General features: G+C 64.4%; 12 protein-coding genes and 1 riboswitch. Of the genes, 3 read left to right on the top strand and 9 right to left on the bottom strand.

Annotated elements, in window-relative coordinates; genetic code table 11:
- Positions 1–34: 34 nt before the first annotated feature.
- From obgE to Q0877_RS00595, 5 genes are all read right to left on the bottom strand, one after another.
- Positions 35–1,657 carry a GTPase ObgE gene (gene obgE, locus Q0877_RS00615; protein ID WP_299165058.1) on the bottom strand — a complete coding sequence of 541 codons (1,623 nt, stop codon included), beginning with the start codon at positions 1,655–1,657 and terminating at the stop codon, positions 35–37.
- A 127-nt stretch (positions 1,658–1,784) separates the two neighbouring features.
- Positions 1,785–2,045 carry a 50S ribosomal protein L27 gene (gene rpmA / locus Q0877_RS00610; RefSeq protein ID WP_026545518.1) on the bottom strand — a complete coding sequence of 87 codons (261 nt, stop codon included), beginning with the start codon at positions 2,043–2,045 and terminating at the stop codon, positions 1,785–1,787.
- A gap of 57 nt (positions 2,046–2,102) precedes the next feature.
- Positions 2,103–2,411: a 50S ribosomal protein L21 gene (gene rplU / locus Q0877_RS00605; RefSeq protein ID WP_299165252.1), complete on the bottom strand. Its 309-nt coding sequence runs from the start codon at positions 2,409–2,411 to the stop codon at positions 2,103–2,105.
- 152 nt (positions 2,412–2,563) lie between these two features.
- The gene (locus Q0877_RS00600; protein WP_299165057.1) at positions 2,564–4,156 is read right to left on the bottom strand and encodes a bifunctional hydroxymethylpyrimidine kinase/phosphomethylpyrimidine kinase; all 1,593 of its coding nucleotides are present in this window, start codon (positions 4,154–4,156) and stop codon (positions 2,564–2,566) included.
- Positions 4,148–4,262, bottom strand: a riboswitch (TPP riboswitch). (Overlaps the previous gene by 9 nt.)
- Positions 4,263–4,335: 73 nt before the next feature.
- Entirely contained in the window at positions 4,336–7,632 is a 3,297-nt protein-coding gene (locus Q0877_RS00595; RefSeq protein ID WP_299165056.1) for an Rne/Rng family ribonuclease, read from the bottom strand.
- A 392-nt stretch (positions 7,633–8,024) separates the two neighbouring features.
- Here Q0877_RS00595 and Q0877_RS00590 point away from each other — a divergent pair, with 392 nt between their 5' ends.
- Positions 8,025–8,663 (top strand): vitamin K epoxide reductase family protein, encoded by a 639-nt coding sequence (locus Q0877_RS00590; RefSeq protein WP_299165054.1) that lies wholly within the window; start codon positions 8,025–8,027, stop codon positions 8,661–8,663.
- Positions 8,664–8,682: 19 nt separating this feature from the next.
- Here Q0877_RS00590 and dxs read toward each other — a convergent pair whose 3' ends face one another.
- From dxs to Q0877_RS00570, 4 genes are all read right to left on the bottom strand, one after another.
- A complete protein-coding gene (gene dxs, locus Q0877_RS00585; protein ID WP_299165053.1) occupies positions 8,683–10,656 on the bottom strand; it encodes a 1-deoxy-D-xylulose-5-phosphate synthase in 1,974 nt (657 codons plus the stop codon).
- A 174-nt stretch (positions 10,657–10,830) separates the two neighbouring features.
- Positions 10,831–13,626, bottom strand: coding sequence for an aconitate hydratase AcnA (gene acnA, locus Q0877_RS00580; protein ID WP_299165052.1), 2,796 nt, complete (start codon positions 13,624–13,626; stop codon positions 10,831–10,833).
- A 172-nt stretch (positions 13,627–13,798) separates the two neighbouring features.
- The gene (locus Q0877_RS00575) at positions 13,799–15,100 is read right to left on the bottom strand and encodes a class I SAM-dependent RNA methyltransferase (RefSeq protein WP_299165051.1); all 1,302 of its coding nucleotides are present in this window, start codon (positions 15,098–15,100) and stop codon (positions 13,799–13,801) included.
- Positions 15,097–17,073: an APC family permease gene (locus tag Q0877_RS00570; protein ID WP_299165050.1), complete on the bottom strand. Its 1,977-nt coding sequence runs from the start codon at positions 17,071–17,073 to the stop codon at positions 15,097–15,099. The genes Q0877_RS00575 and Q0877_RS00570 overlap by 4 nt, the downstream gene beginning before the upstream one ends.
- A 104-nt stretch (positions 17,074–17,177) precedes the next feature.
- Between Q0877_RS00570 and Q0877_RS00565 the strand changes: the two genes are divergently transcribed.
- A complete protein-coding gene (locus tag Q0877_RS00565) occupies positions 17,178–17,852 on the top strand; it encodes a TrkA family potassium uptake protein (protein ID WP_299165049.1) in 675 nt (224 codons plus the stop codon).
- Positions 17,849–18,511 carry a TrkA family potassium uptake protein gene (locus tag Q0877_RS00560; RefSeq protein WP_299165048.1) on the top strand — a complete coding sequence of 221 codons (663 nt, stop codon included), beginning with the start codon at positions 17,849–17,851 and terminating at the stop codon, positions 18,509–18,511. Before Q0877_RS00565 ends, Q0877_RS00560 begins: the two co-directional genes overlap by 4 nt.
- Positions 18,512–18,531: the final 20 nt, after the last annotated feature.

The following is an 18,531-nucleotide window of genomic DNA, read 5'->3' as shown; positions in this document are numbered from 1 at the left end:
CGGTCGGTTTCTACGTCTCTGTGCTTCGAGGGCGTCAGCCCTCGTCTGAATCGGTGCCGCCGTCAGCGTCGACGTCACCGCCGCTGTCGTGCTCTTTGTTCCCTGTGTTCTTGGAACCGGAATTCCGATAGTTGACCGACTCCGTCCAGATGCCGGCCTTCCGCTCCGCCTCCAGCTCCTCGCGTGCGGCAGCCCGGGCCTCCTTGCGGCCCTGGTAATCCTCGCGCTTCTGGTCCCGTGTGGGGCGCACGAACTCGGCAAGACGGATGTCAGTTCCACGCGGTGAGGCGAGAAGTTCAGCTCCACCCATCATGGTCGGCTCCCAGTCGAAGACGACGCCGTCGCCCTCGCCGATCACCACGGTGTCTCCGGGTTTGGCTCCACTCCTGAAGAGCTGCTCCTCGACACCCAACTTAGCGAGCCTGTCCGCAAGGTAGCCAACCGCCTCGTCATTTGTGAAGTCCGTCTGCTTCACCCAGCGCTCGGGCTTGTCACCCAACACGCGGAAGAGCGGTTCGAGGTTCTTTTCCTCGCGCCGGATGGTGAAGCCCTTCTCGTTGACCCCGCGCGGCCGCAGCACGGGGGGCGCGACGACGGGAGGCGTTGCCTCCAGCTTCTCGCGCGCCTCGCGTACGATCTCCGCCATCGCGAACCCAAGCTGCCGCAGCCCCTCATGGCTTGCGGCGGACACGTCGAAGACCCGATATCCGCGGGCTTCGAGGTCGGGGCGAACGAACTCCGCCATGTCACGGCCATCGGGAACATCGACCTTGTTCAGGGCTACGAGACGCGGCCGCTCGTTCAGCGGCACCACCTCACCGCCGGGACCGGCGTAGCTCATATCGACGGCGTAGCGGTCCAGCTCGCTCTCGATGATCGCGAGGTCTTTCAGCGGGTCCCTGTCCGATTCGAGGGCGGCGCAGTCGAGTACATGGACGAGCGCCGCACAGCGCTCGACGTGGCGCAGGAAATCGTGTCCCAATCCCCTGCCCTCGCTTGCGCCCTCAATGAGTCCGGGAACGTCAGCGATGGTGAAACGCACATCACCGGCCTGCACAACGCCCAGGTTGGGGCGCAGAGTGGTGAAGGGGTAATCCGCGATCTTGGGACGGGCGGCCGACATGGCGGCGATCAAACTGGACTTGCCCGCCGACGGGAATCCGACGAGCGCGATGTCGGCAATCGACTTGAGCTCGAGGACAACGTCGCGGGCGTCCCCGGGAATCCCCAGCAGAGCAAAGCCGGGTGCCTTTCGCTTTTGTGAAGAAAGGGAGGAGTTACCCAGGCCGCCCTGTCCCCCGGCAGCCGCCACGTATTCCGTGCCCGGGCCGACCAGGTCAGCCAGCACATCACCGTCGCGCGATTTCACCACCGTGCCGTCCGGAACGGGAAGGATAAGAGTTTCGCCCTTCTTGCCCTCGCGCCAGTCGCCCATTCCGTTTCCACCGTTGGTGGCATGGCGGTGCGGAGCGTGGTGGTAGTCGAGGAGGGTGGTGGTCTGCGGATCAACGCGTAGGATGACCGCGCCGCCGTCTCCGCCGTTTCCGCCGTCAGGCCCGCCCAGCGGCTTGAACTTTTCCCGCTTGACCGAGACGCAACCGTGTCCGCCGGTGCCGCCCGAGACGTGCAGAACTACCCGGTCAACGAAGCTTGCCACGGTGTACTCCTCTTGAGAATTCTCATTTTTGCCGAGTTTATCGGCTTAAAACAAAGTGGGGCGAGCCTGACTGGCTCACCCCACCTAGTGCTTTGTGTAACGCTGCTATGGTGTGCGGTTCCGAGTATTACTCGGCAGCCGCACCCACGATATTGACCACGCGACGTCCACGACGGGTACCAAATTCAACGGCACCGGCTTCGAGGGCGAACAGCGTGTCATCGCCGCCACGGCCAACGTTGGCGCCGGGGTGGAAGTGGGTTCCGCGCTGGCGGACGATGATTTCGCCTGCCTTGACGACCTGTCCGCCGAAGCGCTTCACGCCGAGGTACTGGGCGTTGGAGTCGCGACCGTTGCGAGTGGAACTCGCACCCTTCTTATGTGCCATCTGTTATGCCTGCCTTTTTCTGAAACAGAATCCTGGATTCAAGTAACCGTGAAGAGGTTACTTGATGCCCGTGATTTTGACCTTGGTGAGCTCTGAACGGTGACCCTGGCGCTTCTTGTAGCCGGTCTTGTTCTTGAACTTCTGGATAACAATCTTCGGGCCCCGAAGATTCTCGACGATCTCGGCAGTGACAGTAACCTTTGCCAGGTCCTGTGCTGCTGAGGTCACCTTGTCGCCGTCGACCAGAAGGAGAGCAGGCAGCTGAAAGCTGCTGCCGGCCTCACCGGGGACGCGGTCAAGGGTTACGAGGTCTCCCACGGAAACCTTTTCTTGGCGGCCGCCTGCGCGGACAATCGCGTACACCACTTGGGAACTCACTTCTCTCGACGATCTAACTGTTTGCATACTGTTCCGGGACCGTACGCTGTACTTAGCGCAGCCGGAGGGGTGCTTGTGCACTCACGGCACAATCACGCCCCGAAAATAGTCACACGAGGGCGCAGCACCGAAGATCAAGATTACGGCAATTCCGCGGATTCCCGCAAATCAAGGCGCATCGGCGCGTCGAAGAACTCATGTTCGTACCAGGCAGAGGCCTCGAAAGCTTCGATCATCGCCGTCCTGTCGGTAGCCGATGCACCGGCAAACGCTGCGTCGGCATAGGCGACAGCCCGCGCAGTCGCCTCGGCGAACGCCGGATCCGCGTACGTCTGGATCCAGTCCGCATACGGATGGTCCCGGTCTGCACCTGAGCCGGTCCATTGCGTATGCAGGGCGTTGCCGACATGTGCGTAGAGCCAGAAGCACGGTAGCACTGCCGCCACCAGAACGGCATAACCCGCATGCGCGGATGCCGCCAGCAGGTGATCCACATACGCTTTCGTCACCGGACCCGGACCCACGGGTTCTACGCCCTTCGAGAGCCACGTCCGATGGAGCTCTGACTCGACCTCGAGACAATTCAGCGCAGCTTGCGCCCAGAACAGCTGCTCAGCTTCCGTGGGTGCAAGCGAGCTGGCTCTGGACAGCACACGGGAGTAGCCCCTCAGGTAGAGCGCGTCCTGCGCAAGATAGTAGGCAAACTGCTCAGCGGGCAGGCTTCCGTCGCCGAGCGCCCGCACAAAATCCAGCGAATCGATCGACGCACGTTGATGCGCCGTGAGCTCCCAGACCTGCTCGCTGAACGGACCCTTTTCCCGGGTAGCTCCCCCAGCGGCGCCAGGCAGGAACTCATGGAAATGATGAATAGGACCGTTACCCTCACCCACGTTCAGCTCGCCTGCCCGCTCAAGGGCGCCACGAAGCCACTTCTTCACGACTTGCAGTGACCCGTTCCAGTCCCCGGTACGCGCCTGGACGGTAGCCAGCGCCGCGGAGAGCGAGCAGCCGGTGCCATGAGTGTTTCGTGTGTTGATGCGTGCGCCGGTCTCCACCGTAACCGTGCCGTCGGACGCATCAACGAGCGCATCGGGACAGCTCGAACCATTCCCGCCACCGGCAAGCGCGTCCAGGTGGCCGCCCTTGACCAGCACCGAGGTGCCCGTGGAACCCGCCAGCCGCTTCCCCTGGTTCAGGGCTTCCTCCCAGCTCTGCGCAACCGGCTCACGCAGAAGGACCGCCAGCTCGGGCAGGTTCGGGGTGACAAGGTCCGCGAGGGGCACCAGTTCCCTCAACTCATCCTCCGCCTCCGCTGCAAGCAACCTGTCCCCGCTTGTTGCCACCATGACCGGATCAAGGACGACGACGGCGCCCGAAGCCCGCGGCAGCCACTCACGCACGCAGCGGATGGTCTCCGCGTCCCCCAGCATGCCGATCTTGACCGCGTCGATGGCTACGTCATCGCTGACAGCGCGCAGTTGCTCCACGAGGAACGCCGATGGGGGCGTATGCACACTGCGCACTCCGCACGTATTCTGTGCGACGAGGGACGTGACCACGGCCATGCCGTATCCGCCCAGCGCGCCGATACTCTTGAGATCCGCCTGAATACCGGCTCCCCCGGTCGGATCTGTTCCGGCAATGCTCAGCACGCGCGGAATGGTCCGCATCCGGGCTGGGACCGACAGTGTTTCGGTGTGTTCGACTGGTTCCACGAGCGTGCGAATACTCATCCGCGACATCCCTCCGCTAGGCCAAAGGCCGCCTCTTGGCGGCCATCTCTAGATCAGGTTCAACGCGTTTCATCTCAGCCCGGAGCGGGCACCGCGTGTCACTGCATCTCAGCCTACCGAACAAAACACGCCGCACCCCTTGGCGAGGGGAACGGCGTGTTCTGTTGGGCCGGAAACCGCTAGAGCTCGGAGGCAGGCACCCCAACTCCGAGGATCATCGGCTCTTCCGTCTGCCGGGGTTTCGACTCGGGCTTCTCAACCCGAGCGACATGCTGTGCGCCGGCGGAGGCTGCGACGGTCTCGCCGGCCGCCCGCTCGATCGTGGCATTCGCTGCCGAACCCTGCGCGCTGCTGGCCGCGCGGTGGCGCCGGTTACGGCGGCCCGACGGCGGCGCCGCACCGGCGTCGGTCGCAGGAACGTTCTGCTGTTGCACCGTCTCCGGACTCGAGGGGCCTTCCAGCCCGCCTGCGTCCCGGTCAGGAATCACCTGCACCGGTGCTTCGGTCTGGGAGGGATTCTCAGGCTTTCCGGGCTCCACAGGCTCGTCAGGCGTCGCTGCGGCGCCCTCACCCTGGCCGGCGGACGGGAAGCGGTTGAAGGCCTCCGTCAGGCTCTCCAGCGTCAGGCGCGGCTCCGGGCGGACCGATACGGGTGCATTTTCCGCGCGCGGGAGGGTCACCTTCTCACCATTTATTGTCAGCACCGGGGCCAACGACGGCGATTCCACCGGCCGGGCCTCACGGTGGTCCTGTTCGGTCTCATGATCGTGTTCATGAGCCGCCTGGGTGGCCGCGGCGATGTTCGCCAGCGCTGCCCGCGCGGCCTCGGCACGCGCCTGGCGCTCGGCGTCGTCAGCCTTCGGTTCCGGGGCCGGAGCCTGCTCCTCCACTTGCTGGGTCTTCGCCCGCCGCTTGCGCTCGCTGCGGGACATCTTCTCCTGCCGCAGGTGCTGCTGGTGGTTTTCGGTGGAGACGGCGTGCCTGCGGTGTTCCACAGGTTCGTCGTGGGTAACCACACCGCGCCCGGCACAGTGCTCGCAGTTCTCGCCGAACACTTCAAGCAACCCGGTACCCATGCGCTTGCGGGTCATCTGGACAAGACCAAGCGAGGTGACCTCAGCAACCTGGTGCTTGGTCCGGTCGCGTCCCAGGCATTCGACGAGCCGCCGCAGCACGAGGTCCCGGTTCGCTTCCAGCACCATGTCGATGAAGTCGATGACGATGATTCCGCCGATGTCACGCAGGCGAAGCTGCCGGACGACTTCCTCGGCCGCTTCGAGGTTGTTCTTGGTGACGGTTTCCTCGAGGTTGCCGCCGCTACCGGTGAACTTGCCGGTGTTCACGTCGACCACGGTCATCGCTTCGGTGCGGTCGATCACCAGGGAGCCGCCTGACGGCAGGAATACCTTGCGGTCCAGTGCCTTGTGGATCTGCTCGTCAATCCGCCGGGCAGCGAAAATGTCCTCGTCTTTCGTCCACTTCTCAAGCCTGCCCACGAGGTCCGGAGCAACATACATGACGTACGCCTCGATGGTGTCCCACGCCTCCTCGCCGGAGACGATCAGCTTGGAAAAGTCCTCGTTGAAGACGTCCCGGACCACCTTGATGGTCAGGTCCGGCTCCCCGTAGAGCAGTTCCGGCGCGAGCGTCTTGGTGGACGCAGCCTTGCCCTCGATCGTCTCCCACTGGGAGCGGAGGCGGTTGATGTCGTGCGTCAGTTCCTCTTCGCTGGCGCCCTCAGCCGCGGTGCGGACGATGACGCCGGCGTTTTCCGGCAGCCGGTCCTTGAGGATGCGCTTCAACCGGTTGCGTTCGACGTCGGGAAGCTTCCGGGAGATGCCCGTCATCGAACCGCCCGGCACGTACACCAGGTAGCGCCCGGGCAAGGAGATCTGGCTGGTCAGGCGTGCGCCCTTGTGGCCTACCGGATCCTTAGTGACCTGCACCAGCACGGAATCGCCGGACTTGAGGGCCAGCTCAATGCGGCGCGGCTGGCCGTCGAGGCCTGCGGCGTCCCAGTTGACCTCACCGGCGTACAGCACGGCGTTGCGTCCCCGGCCGATGTCGATGAAGGCAGCTTCCATGCTCGGCAGGACGTTCTGCACCTTGCCGAGGTACACGTTCCCGATCAGCGAATCCTGCTGGGTCTTGGACACGAAGTGTTCAGCGAGAACCCCGTCTTCCATGACGGCGATCTGGATCCTGTCATCGCGCTGGCGAACCACCATCTCGCGGTCGACGGATTCCCGGCGGGCAAGGAACTCCGCTTCGGTGATGACATGGCGGCGCCTGCCGGAATCCCGTGATTCCCGCCGACGCTGCTTCTTGGCTTCCAGGCGCGTGGAACCCTTCACGCTGGTCACGCGGTCGGAAGGAGCATCCTGGCTCTGGCGCGGCGCGCGCACCCGGGTGATGGTGTTCGGCGGATCGTCATCGGAGCCGCCGGTGAGTTCCAGGTCCTCATCACCACGACGACGACGGCGACGACGGCGTGAAGTCGGCTCGCTCTCCTCGCCGGGCTCCGTTGGGCCCTGGCCCGAAGCAGACGCGCCGCGCGATTCGGATTCGGACGCTTCGCCCTCAGCAGTTCGGTTGCGGCTCCTGCTTCGCCGGCTGCGGCGCCGTCCGCTTCCACCGCCGTCGTCGCTCTCGGTGTCGTCCTCCACGTCGCTGTCGCGGTCATTCTGGGGAGCGATCTTCGGCGGAGTCCGCGGTACCACCGCGGTGAGATCAGGCGCGTGGAAAAGCAGCGAGACAGGCGAGTCGGGAACGGCGAACGGGTCCAGTCCGGCACTGTCCTGGTCTTCAGCGGCGGCGGAAGAGTCGTCGGCAGGTTCAGCTGGGGAGGGTTCGCTCGCTGCCGGCTCAGGGCTGTCCGACTCGCCGGCCGGCTCTTTGACGGTCGCGGCCTTCGTGCTCACGCGACGACGGCGTGCGGGCCGCTGCGGAGCTGCCTCCTCAGCCGCGGGTGCCTCGGCAGTGGGGGCGTCAGCTGCGGCAGGTGCCGTCACCTCAGGCGCAATCGAATCAGAAGCTGCTGCGGCTTCCCCGGCTGGAGCGTCAACCGTTGCCTCTGCCGCCTCGGCACTCACAGCGGCCGCGGGCTTGCGGGTGCGGCGGGCGCGCGCCGGCTTGCGTTCGGCCGCGGCATCTTCGCTGGCTGGCGAACTCGACTCCGCTGCTTCCTCGCTGGACGCGGCGTTAGTGGAAGCGTCGGCCGGGTCGGATCCGATCGACGGCGGCTGGGACGGGGATTCCGGCAGGGTCAGCTCCGGCTGTGATGCCCGACGGGGAGCCCGACGGCGGGTCGGCTGCGGCGCGGTTTCACTTCCGCCAGCGTCCGGTGACGCTTCTGCTCGCTCTGCGGCGTCGTCGTCATTCTTCTTGCGACGGGTACGCGGCGCCTTACGTGCAGGCGCCTCCTGCAGGCCAGCATCGGTCTGTACTTCTGAGGTATCTGATGCGTTTGTGTCCATATTCGGCTGTGCTCCACCCTCACGAACGCCGTCCACATTCCGGCGCCGCGAGGCGCTTGGTCGGGTGTCCGCGGCGCTAGTGCACGCGTCACCCGGAAGTCGTTATTGTGTCGTTCGAGGTCGCGCCAACCATGGGGCGCGGCATCACTCGAAGACCAGTGGCGCTTTTCCTGCCCGTCGCTGAAACCAGCACGGGTTCTGCCCGGCGGATTCTGCGGGGTTCACCATGGTGGTGCCAAATCCGCGGGAGCGTCGCCGGCAGAACCGGAAGCCTGTCACTGGACCGGCACCGGAATGTGGTTCCTGCGCCAGCCACGTTCATTGTCTCACACGCCCATCACTACCGGCTGTACTGCCCGTTAGACTCGCTGATGTTGATCACAGGAGGGTCTATGCAAGAGGATGCGCCAGACCGGCGGACGGGACCCGCGGCGGAGGGGAATATCAGCGCACCCGGCTTCGCCACTGACCGGGGCATGGCATGGGTGTTTGCCGCCTGCGGCGTCGTCGGTTTCCTGGCCTCAGGCCAGCTCGTTCTCGAACGGCTCGCGCTGTACGAGGATCCGAACTACGTGACGTCCTGCGACATCAGCCCCTTCGTCTCCTGCGGCGAGGTGTTCCGCACCTGGCAGGCCGCGCTTTTCGGATTCCCGAATCCGCTCATCGGGATAGTCGCGTTCGCAGTCATACTGACGACGGCCATGGTTCTGTTCTCGGGAGCCCGTCCGGCACGCTGGTACTGGCGGGGGCTCCAGGCCGGCGTGACCCTGGGATTCGTGTTCATCGTCTGGTTGTGGAGCCAGGCTTTGTTCGCGATCCACATTCTGTGCCTGTATTGCATGGCGGTCTGGGCGGTCATGATCGTGCTCACTGTGCTGCTGACCGCGCGGAACGCAATCCATGGGGACCTACCGGTCCCCTCAGTCGTGCGCCGGTTCCTTGCCGAATGGGCGTGGCCGCTTAGCGTCCTGCTGCTGGTGGCAGCCGCCGCTTCGGTGTTCTTCAGCTTCTCCCGCGCCTTCCTTGGCTGAGGTTTCCGCGCGGGCGATGTCAGAGCTTGGGCAGTTGGCCTGTGGCCGACGGAACCTCTCCGGGCAACGGCCGGGCGACAGGCACCTTGGTGCCGAGTACCTGTTCCACGATGTCCTGGGCAACCTTCCGGGCAGTAAGTCCAACCCGCTCCATCACTTCACTGCGGGACCCGTGATCGAGGAATTCCACCGGGAGGCCTACTTCGTTAAGTGCGGTATCGACACCGGCAGAGCGCATTTCCTGACGGATGCGTGAGCCTACGCCGCCGGCGCGCACACCATCTTCGATGACGACGACGATGCGGTGCTCTGCTGCCATTCGGACGACTGAGCGCGCTACGGGCAGCACCCACCGCGGATCAATGACCGTCGAGCTGATTCCCTGCGCCCCCAGTCTGTTCGACACATCGAGGGCAAGTTCGCTCATGGCGCCGACGCTCACAATGAGGACGTCGTTCTGGCGCGATCCCGCCGGCCTGCGGCAGAGGACATCCACGCCGTCGGAGAGTCGCTCGATGGCCTCGACCTCAGCGCCGACGTTGCCCTTCGAGTAACGCACCACCGACGGAGCATTGTTGATCGCAACCGCTTCACGCAATTCCTCGCGGAGCCTGGTTGCATCGCGCGGCGCGGCCAGGTGCAGCCCGGGAACTATCTGCAGCATCGACAGGTCCCACATGCCGTGGTGACTGGCGCCGTCCGGCCCGGTGACTCCGGAACGGTCGAGCACAATGGTCACCCCCGCTTTATGGAGGGCGATGTCCATCAGGAGCTGATCGAAGGCGCGGTTGAGGAAGGTGGCGTAGAGGGCGATGACCGGGTGAAGCCCGCCGAAAGCCATGCCGGCAGCACTGGTGAGGGCGTGCTGCTCGGCTATTCCCACGTCGAACACGCGGTCGGGGTGCTTCGCAGCGAACTTGTGAAGCCCGACCGGGATTAGCATGGCGCCGGTGATGCCGACGATGTCCTTGCGCTCATCTGCAATGTCTGCGATTTCCTCCGCGAAGACCGAGGTCCACGACTGGACTCCCCCAGCCCCGATCGGCTCCCCGGTTTCGGGGTCGATGATTCCGACGGCGTGGAATTGGTCCGCTTCATCAGCACGGGCCGGCGCATAGCCGTGGCCCTTTTCCGTGATGGCATGGACGATGACCGGACCGCCGTAGTTCTTGGCCTGCGTCAGTGCGTGCTCCACCGCCGCCAGGTCGTGGCCGTTGATGGGACCGATGTACTTCATCCCGAGGTCTTCGAACAATCCCTGGGGCGCCCACCAATCCTTCACGCCCTTTTTGGTCGCGTGCAGGCTCCGGTAAGCGAAGCGGCCGACCGTGCCGCCGTTCTGCAGCTTCCGTTTCCACCAATCGAGCGTGCCTTCATACACACGGTGCGTGCGGACGGAATCCAGGGTGGGGCGCAGCGACGCAAGATAGTCGGCAACCCCGCCGATAGTAGGCGCGTAGGACCGCCCGTTGTCGTTCACCACGATGACCACGCGGCGACGCTTGTCCGCGGCGATGTTGTTGATGGCTTCCCAGGCCATGCCGCCGGTGAGCGCGCCGTCACCAATGAGGACGACGGCGGAGCGGTCTTCCTCACCGTTCAGCACCCGTGCGCGGGAGATGCCGTCTGCCCACGAGAGCGAGGCCGAGGCATGTGAGCTCTCGACGACGTCGTGCACCGATTCAGCCCGCGATGGGTAGCCCGACAGGCCGCCCTGTTGACGGAGCGAATCGAAATTCTGGCGGCCGGTGAGCAACTTGTGCACGTAGGACTGATGTCCGGTGTCGAAGACGATGCTGTCGCGGGGCGAGTCAAACACCCGGTGGATGCCGATCGTCAATTCGACAACACCCAGGTTGGGCCCGAGATGGCCGCCCGTGCGGGAGACCGTGCGGATGAGGAAGGCTCGGATTTCCGCGGCCAGGCGGGAAAGCTGCTGTCCTGACAACCTGGTGAGGTCTTGTGGGCTGTGGATGGTCTCCAGGAGTCCCATCGCGCCTCCTTCTCATTTTGTGATCTACGGCACCGGTGCGTTCTCACACGCTGTTAACTCTAACGCGGCCCACTGCACCACCGTGCCCGATGCGAGCGCGCGTCTTCCCTCAACGCAGAACACGCCCCCTCCGTTTCCGGAGGCGGCGTGTGTCTGCGTTGGGGGAAGACAGCGTCAGGATGCTGCTGCCAACTGACGCAGCACGTACTGCAGGATTCCGCCGTTGCGGTAGTAGTCGGCTTCGCCCGGCGTATCGATGCGAAGAACAGCATCGAACGTTACGGGGGCGCCCTCCTCTTCCGGGGTGGCTGTCACCTTGACGGTTGCCGGGGAGCTGCCGTTATTCAGCTCCGTGACTTTCTCGATGGAGAAGGTCTCGGTACCGGTGAGCTTGAGCGTCGCAGCGTTCTCTCCGGCAGGGAACTGCAGCGGCAGCACCCCCATGCCGATCAGGTTGGACCGGTGGATACGCTCGTAGCTTTCGGCGATGACGGCCTTGACACCGAGCAGCGCGGTACCCTTGGCGGCCCAGTCACGGGACGAACCCGAACCGTATTCCTTGCCCGCCAGGACAACCAGCGGTGTACCTGTGGCCTGGTAGTTCATCGCGGCATCGTAGATGTAGGCCTGCGGGCCACCCGTCTGGGTGAAGTCCCTGGTGAATCCGCCTTCGACTCCGTCGAGCAGCATGTTACGCAGCCGGATGTTCGCGAAGGTACCTCGGATCATCACTTCGTGGTTGCCACGGCGGGACCCGTAGGAGTTGAAATCCTTGCGGGCAACACCGTGCTCCAGAAGATAGCGTCCGGCCGGACTGTCCGACTTGAACGAACCAGCGGGGCTGATGTGGTCGGTGGTCACCGAATCGCCGAGCTTGGCGAGCACCCGGGCTCCCTCGATATCCGAAACCGGCTCCGGCTGTGCCTGCATTCCCTCGAAGTATGGGGGCTTGCGCACATAGGTGGAGTCATCGCTCCAGGCGAAGGTGTCGCCCTCGGGAGTATCAAGCGACTTCCAGCGATCGTCGCCGTCGAACACGCCCTCGTAGCCCTTGGAGAACATTGCCTCGTCGATGGAGGAATCGATTACCTGCTGTACCTCGGTGGGGCTCGGCCAGATGTCGCGGAGGAAGATATCGTTACCCGACTCGTCCTGACCCAGCGGATCGCTCTCGAAATCGAAGTCCATGGTCCCCGCAAGTGCATACGCGATAACCAATGGAGGCGACGCAAGATAGTTCATCTTCACGTCCGGGTTGATCCGGCCTTCGAAGTTGCGGTTGCCGGAAAGCACGGCAGCGACCGAGAGGTCGTTGTTCTGGATGGCACTGGAGATCTCTTCCTCCAGCGGACCCGAGTTGCCGATACACGTGGCGCAGCCGTAGCCGACAATGAAGAAGCCGAGCTTCTCCAGGTACGGGGTGAGGCCGGACTTGTCGTAGTAGTCGGTGACGACCTTCGACCCGGGCGCGACCGAGGTTTTCACCCACGGCTTCGAGGCCAGGCCCTTTTCGACGGCATTCCGTGCAAGCAGAGCAGCAGCAAGCATGACCGAGGGGTTCGAGGTGTTGGTGCATGAGGTGATCGACGCGATGCTCACTGCACCGTGATCGAGGATGAACTCACGACCATCGCTCATGTTGACCTTGACCGGCCGGGATGGCCGCCCTGTCGCCGACGCCGCGGCGGAGTGCTTGAGCGTGGACGTCATTGCGGGTACGTCCGAGGCCGGGAAGGATTCTTCGAGGGCCTCGTCCAACGCTGCGTCATCGGCGTTGCCGGTGTAGTTGTGAATGTCCTTGCGGAACTGTTCCTTGGCGTCGGTCAGCGCGATGCGGTCCTGGGGCCGTTTCGGGCCGGCGATCGACGGAACAACCGTCGAAAGGTCGAGCTCGATGAACTCGGAGAAACGGATCTCGCGGGAGGGATCGTGCCAGAGGCCCTGCTCCTTGGTGTAGGCCTCAACCAGCGCAACGCTCTCTTCCGAGCGCCCCGTGAGGCGCAGGTACTCGAGAGTGACGTCGTCGATGGGGAACATGGCTGCCGTCGAGCCGAATTCCGGACTCATGTTGCCGATCGTGGCGCGGTTCGCCAGCGGTACTTCCGCCACGCCGTCGCCGTAGAACTCGACGAACTTTCCGACGACGCCGTGCTTGCGCAGCATCTCGGTGATGGTCAGTACGACGTCGGTTGCCGTGGCACCCGCAGGGATTGCGCCGGTGAGTTTGAATCCGACAACGCGCGGAATCAGCATCGATACAGGCTGTCCGAGCATCGCCGCCTCAGCCTCGATACCGCCGACACCCCAACCGAGCACACCGAGGCCGTTGACCATGGTCGTGTGCGAGTCGGTGCCTACGCAGGTGTCCGGATAGGCACGGAGCTTGCCGTCAATTTCACGGGTCATGACCGTCCGCGCCAGGTACTCAATGTTCACCTGGTGCACAATGCCGGTTCCCGGGGGAACCACCTTGAAGTCGTCGAACGCAGTCTGACCCCAGCGCAGGAACTGGTAACGCTCGCCATTGCGCTCGTACTCGATCTCCATGTTGCGCTCAATGGCGTCCGAGTTTCCGAAGACGTCAATCTGAACAGAGTGGTCGATGACCATTTCGGCGGGAGCAAGCGGGTTAACGCGTGCCGGGTCCCCGCCGAGCTCCTTCACGGCCTCCCGCATGGTTGCCAGGTCCACTACGCAGGGCACACCGGTGAAGTCCTGCATCAGGACGCGCGCCGGGGTGAACTGAATTTCGGTATTCGGCTGGGCGTCGGAGTCCCAGTTCGCGAGGGCGCGAATGTGATCCGCAGTGATATTTGCGCCGTCCTCGGTGCGCAGCAGATTCTCGAGCAGAACCTTGAGGCTGTACGGAAGGCTCTGCGCACCTTCAACTGCATTCAACCGGAAAATCTCGTATTCGGCACCGGCGACATCTAGTACGCCTTTGGAACCGAAGCTGTCCACACTACTCATGTCAGGACTCCTCTCGCCTTCTTCTATCCTTGTTCCGGTGGGCGCGGGCTGCTAGTTAGGAGCACCTAAGACTCCAGCCGGAGCAGAGATCGGTTTTCGCGGCGAATGAAAGGCTGCGAAGTCCACGCGGAACAACCTTTTTCATCCTATCGGTTTGCAGCAACAGCGGGCGTCATGCCGGTTGCAGGACTGCCACGGACTCCATGTGATGGGTGTGCGGGTAGAGGTCGAACACCCGGAGGGAACCAAGGCGCCACCCTGCCGCGGCGAAGTAGGCGACATCCCGCGCGAAGGACGCCGGATCGCAGGACACGTAGACCGCGGCCTTCGCGCCGGTGCCGGTGATTGCCCGGACGACATCCTTGCCGGCGCCTGCCCGGGGCGGATCCAGGACCACGGCGTCCAGGTGCGGACGGCGCTCACGCAGCACCTTCTCAACCCTGCCCTGCACAATGTCCACCTGCGACTGCCCGTGCAGGTTCCTCCGCGCATCGCGACTGGCTGCGGGTGACCCTTCGACGGAGAGCACCGAACCGGTCTCCCCTCCACGTTCAGCGAGGGCAGCGGTGAACAGCCCGGCTCCGGCGTACAGGTCCGCGACCCGCTGACCCGGTCTGGTGTCGAGACCCTCCAGAACCGCGTCCGTCAGCACCTGGGGTGCACTGCGGTGAATCTGCCAGAAACCCTCTCCCGTCACACGGAAGCTGTGCCCACCCACAACCTCGCGCACCCAGGTACGGCCGCGCAGCTGCGTCAGTGAACCAGTCTCCGGATTCCAGGCCGCCACTGAGACGCCCGGAATCCCGTCTGCCAGCGCCCTGATCAGGCCCCCCGGCGGATCCTGCTGTGTCCTGAGCAGCACAAGCGGTTCATCGTCGCCCGATCCCGCTGCAACTTCCACGCCCTCCACACCCTCGAACTTCAGCTTCCATAGAGCCAGCCGGTTGATCACCGGCACGGCCAGCGGCATATCCGCCACCGGAATCAGCGTGGCTGAACGGTGCTCATGCATCGACAGGTGGCCGTCAGCATCAACCGCGAATCCGACGCGCGTCCGCCAGCCCAACCCGTCGGAAGACTCATCCGGCACGGGCTCCACTGTCACAGCGCGGTCGACTTTACCCAGCCGCGCAAGCTGCTCGGAGAAGATGTCAGCCTTCAGACGGCGCTGCGCGGATAACTCAATGTGGCCGAACTCTGCCCCGCCCACCGGCCGGATGCCGCGCATCCCGGCGAGGACCGCGTCGGCCAGCGGCCACGGATGGTTCACCCGGTCCGGGGACGGCTGCACAATGTCGGTGGCGTCTGCCCGCCAGAAGCGGGCGTCGTCGTCGTGCTCGGTCAACCGTGCCCTCACCACCTCGCCGGGCAACGCATGGCGTACGAAGATCACCCTGCCCTGGTGGCGGGCAACGCAGTGCCCGCCGTGCGCGGGCGGGCCGATAGTCAGTTCGAGTTCTGGAGTGTGGGTCACCTGAGGTCCTGGAATTTTCGGGCGGCGTCGGAGGACGCCAGCTGCCATGGCACGCTTGCCACCATAACCCCCGGTTCGAAATGCAGCCGGGTCTTGATGCGCAGCGCAGTCTGATTGTGGACCAGTTGCTCCCACCATTTACCGACGACGTATTCGGGGATGTAGACAACGATGAGGTCTCGCGGTGAGTCCCGGCGCATGGATTTGATGTAATCCATGATCGGTTGGATGGTGTCGCGGTAGGGCGAGGCGAGCACTGTGATCGGCACCGGAACCTCGAGCCTGTCCCAGTCCGCAAGGGTGCGCCGGGTCTCCTCGGGGTCCACATCAACCACAATCGCATCGAGGCGTGAGGGGCGGGACGCGCGTGCAAAGGCAAGGGCACGCAGCACCGGCTTGCGCACATGCGAGACGAGGATGACGGCGTGCACCCGTGAGGGTAGCGCCCGGGCCGAAGCCGCGTCGTCGATGGCCAGCTCGCGGGCCACCTGGTCATAGTGCCGCTTGATACTGAGCATGACCGCAAAGAGGACAACCATGGCCAGGACCGCGATCCAGGCACCGAATTCGAACTTGGTCACGAGGACCACCACGAGCACTGCGGCTGTGAGCACGAATCCGACCGAGTTGATGGCGCGCGATTTGTTCATCTGCCAGCGGAGCTTCTTGTCCACCGTGCTGCGCAGCTGGCGGCTCCAGTGCTTGATCAGTGCAAGCTGGGTGGCGGTGAATGAAACGAAAACGCCGACGATATAGAGCTGCACCAACTGCGTGACATCAGCTCTGAACACGAAGATCAGCAGGATTGCTCCAAGACCGAGCGCCATGATGCCGTTGCTGAAAGTGAGCCGGTCACCGCGCGTGCGCAGTTGGCGGGGCAGGTACCCGTCCTTGGCGAGAATCGAGGCCAGCACCGGGAAGCCGTTGAACGCACTGTGCGCCGCGAGCAGGAGAATGAGCGCGGTCGCTGCAACAACGATGATGAACGGGAGGCTTCCGCTATTGAAGATGGTCCCGGCGAGCTGGCTGATGACCGGGTTCTGAATGTAGGACCCGCTCACCGGCTCTCCCGCCAGCAGCAGCTGTTCGGAGGGACTCTGCACTACATGCACGCGCGTGGCGTTGGCGAGATAGATAACCCCGGCAGTCATGAGGGACGCGACCACCCCCAGAATGAGCAGGGTGCCAGCTGCGTTCCTGGCCCGCGGCGGCTCGAAGCTCGGCACGTTCGCGCTCGGGGCTTCAACACCGGTCAGCGCCGCCGCCCCCGAGGAGAACGCCCGCAGGATGAGCAGCGCGCCGGCGAGCCCCACCAGCCCGCTTTCGAAAGCAGGGTCAGGGATGATCTCGAAGCGCGCGCTCGGTGCCTCCCCCAGCGTCCCGGTGAGCCGCTGGACGATGCCGGCAATGCACAGCACGAAGATTGCCGCCATGAAGACATAGGACGGAACGGCGAGGACGCGTGCGTCACGCGTGAACCCACGCAGGTTCACAAACACCAGAACGACGACGGCGCCCACCGCCAAAGCCGTCTGGGCGCCGGCCAGTACGGGTCCCAGCGAAATGAGATAGTGTGCGGCGGCCGAGACCGACACCGCCACAGTGAGGACGTAGTCCACCATGAGCGCCGCGGCAACGGTTACGCCTGCGCCGTCGCCGAGGTTGCGGCGTGCGATCTCGTAATCGCCACCGCCGGAAGGATACGCGTGGACCGACTGCCGGTAGGACGCAATGACCACCAGGAGGACCACCACGACGGCAAGTCCAACCCAGGGCGATACAGCGACGGCAGATACGCCAGCCAGTGCGAGGGTGAGCAGGATCTCGTCGGGCGAGTACGCTGCCGACGACAACGCACTGGTCGAGAACAGGGGCATGGCGATCTTCTTGGGCAGCGTCTCATGCCGGAGCCGATCGTTGCGGAACGGCTTGCCCACCAGTACCCGCTTGGCGGCCTCGAAGAAAGTCAGCACAGCCCACAGACTAGCGCGTTTACACCCGACCGCCTCCACTACCGCGGCCGCTCGCCCACTAAGCTTGGGCCTGTCAATAGAAGCAGACGACCAGGGGTGGCGCGGTGGCGCATTTTGTAATCATGGGCTGCGGCCGGGTTGGAGTCAGCCTGGCGCACACGCTGGATGAGTCCGGTCACAGCGTGGCGATCATTGATCAGGATGACCGCGCCTTCCGCAGGCTGCGGAACTCCTTCGGCGGCCGCAAGGTGACAGGGGTGGGCTTCGATCGGGACACGCTGAAGTATGCGGAAATCGAGAACGCCTATGCCTTCGCCGCCGTCTCCAGCGGAGACAACTCCAACATCCTCGCCACCCGGGTGGCCCGCGAGATTTTCCATGTGCCCCACGTCGTAGCCAGAATCTACGATCCCGGACGCGCTGAGATCTACCAGCGGTTGGGCATTCCCACCGTGGCTGCGGTGCGGTGGAGCGCGGATCAGGTCCTGCGCCGGATACTCCCCGAACAGAGCATCAACGGTGATTTCCGGGAATCCTCCGGGAGGCTGATCCTCGGCGAGCTTGCCCTGCATGACGGTTGGCTTGGCCGCTCAATCAAGGACATCGAGGCAGCGGCGGGCGTTCGCGTGGCCTACCTCACCCGGTTCGGTGAGGGAATGCTGCCGGGAACCGGTACCAGTTACCAGGAAGGTGATGTGGTGCACGCCATGATGGAAACCGCCGCTACGGATGAAGTGGCTCGAGTGCTGTCCAAACAGCCGCAGGAGGATCAGGAATGAAGGTTGTCATCGCCGGAGCGGGCAGTGTCGGGTCCTCCATCGCCCGGGAACTGCTGTCGAACAACCACGACATCCTTCTCATCGACGAGAAGCCCGAGGTGGTCGGCCGCAGCGGTTTGAAGGGAGCACGCTGGCTGATCGGCGATGCCTGCGAGCTGACCACGCTGAAAGACGCCCGGCTGGAAGAGGCCGACGTCGTCGTCTCAGCCACCGGAGACGACAAGGTGAACCTGGTGGTGTCCCTGCTCGCCAAGAGCGAGTTCGGCGTGGGTCGCACCGTTGGCCGGGTCAACAATCCGAAGAACGACTGGATGTTCGATGACTCCTGGGGCGTGGACGTCGCCGTGAACACACCCCGCCTCATGACCGCCCTGGTGGAAGAAGCAGTTGAGATCGGTGACCTCGTGCGTCTGTTGACGCTGCAGACCGGGGTGTCAGCAATTGTCGAGTTTACGGTTCCGCAGGATTCACCCCTGATCGGACGCACTCTGGGCTCGATCGGGCTGCCAGCGGACTGCGCGGCAGTGGCGATCCTCCGCGACGATGCTCCCATCACGCCCAGCCCAGATGACGTTGTCGAAGCCGGCGATGAGTTGTTCTTCGTAGCTGCGATCGCCGCCGAGGATGCTCTCCGGGCGGCCCTGCGGCCCGAGTCCTGACCGGGCACTGTGCCGTTCCA

This window comes from uncultured Arthrobacter sp., assembly GCF_947495145.1.
In the GTDB taxonomy this organism is placed as follows: domain Bacteria; phylum Actinomycetota; class Actinomycetes; order Actinomycetales; family Micrococcaceae; genus Arthrobacter_D.
This window is presented reverse-complemented; position numbering and strand designations above follow the sequence as displayed.

What these genes read in the sequence shown, in the direction of transcription:
- rpmA (WP_026545518.1), bottom strand. Translation starts at nt 2,045, where the DNA reads ATGGCACATAAGAAGGGTGCGAGTTCCACTCGCAACGGTCGCGACTCC.
- Q0877_RS00600 (WP_299165057.1), bottom strand. Translation starts at nt 4,156, where the DNA reads ATGAGTATTCGCACGCTCGTGGAACCAGTCGAACACACCGAAACACTG.
- Q0877_RS00595 (WP_299165056.1), bottom strand. Translation starts at nt 7,632, where the DNA reads ATGGACACAAACGCATCAGATACCTCAGAAGTACAGACCGATGCTGGC.
- Q0877_RS00590 (WP_299165054.1), top strand. Translation starts at nt 8,025, where the DNA reads ATGCAAGAGGATGCGCCAGACCGGCGGACGGGACCCGCGGCGGAGGGG.
- dxs (WP_299165053.1), bottom strand. Translation starts at nt 10,656, where the DNA reads ATGGGACTCCTGGAGACCATCCACAGCCCACAAGACCTCACCAGGTTG.
- acnA (WP_299165052.1), bottom strand. Translation starts at nt 13,626, where the DNA reads ATGAGTAGTGTGGACAGCTTCGGTTCCAAAGGCGTACTAGATGTCGCC.
- Q0877_RS00560 (WP_299165048.1), top strand. Translation starts at nt 17,849, where the DNA reads ATGAAGGTTGTCATCGCCGGAGCGGGCAGTGTCGGGTCCTCCATCGCC.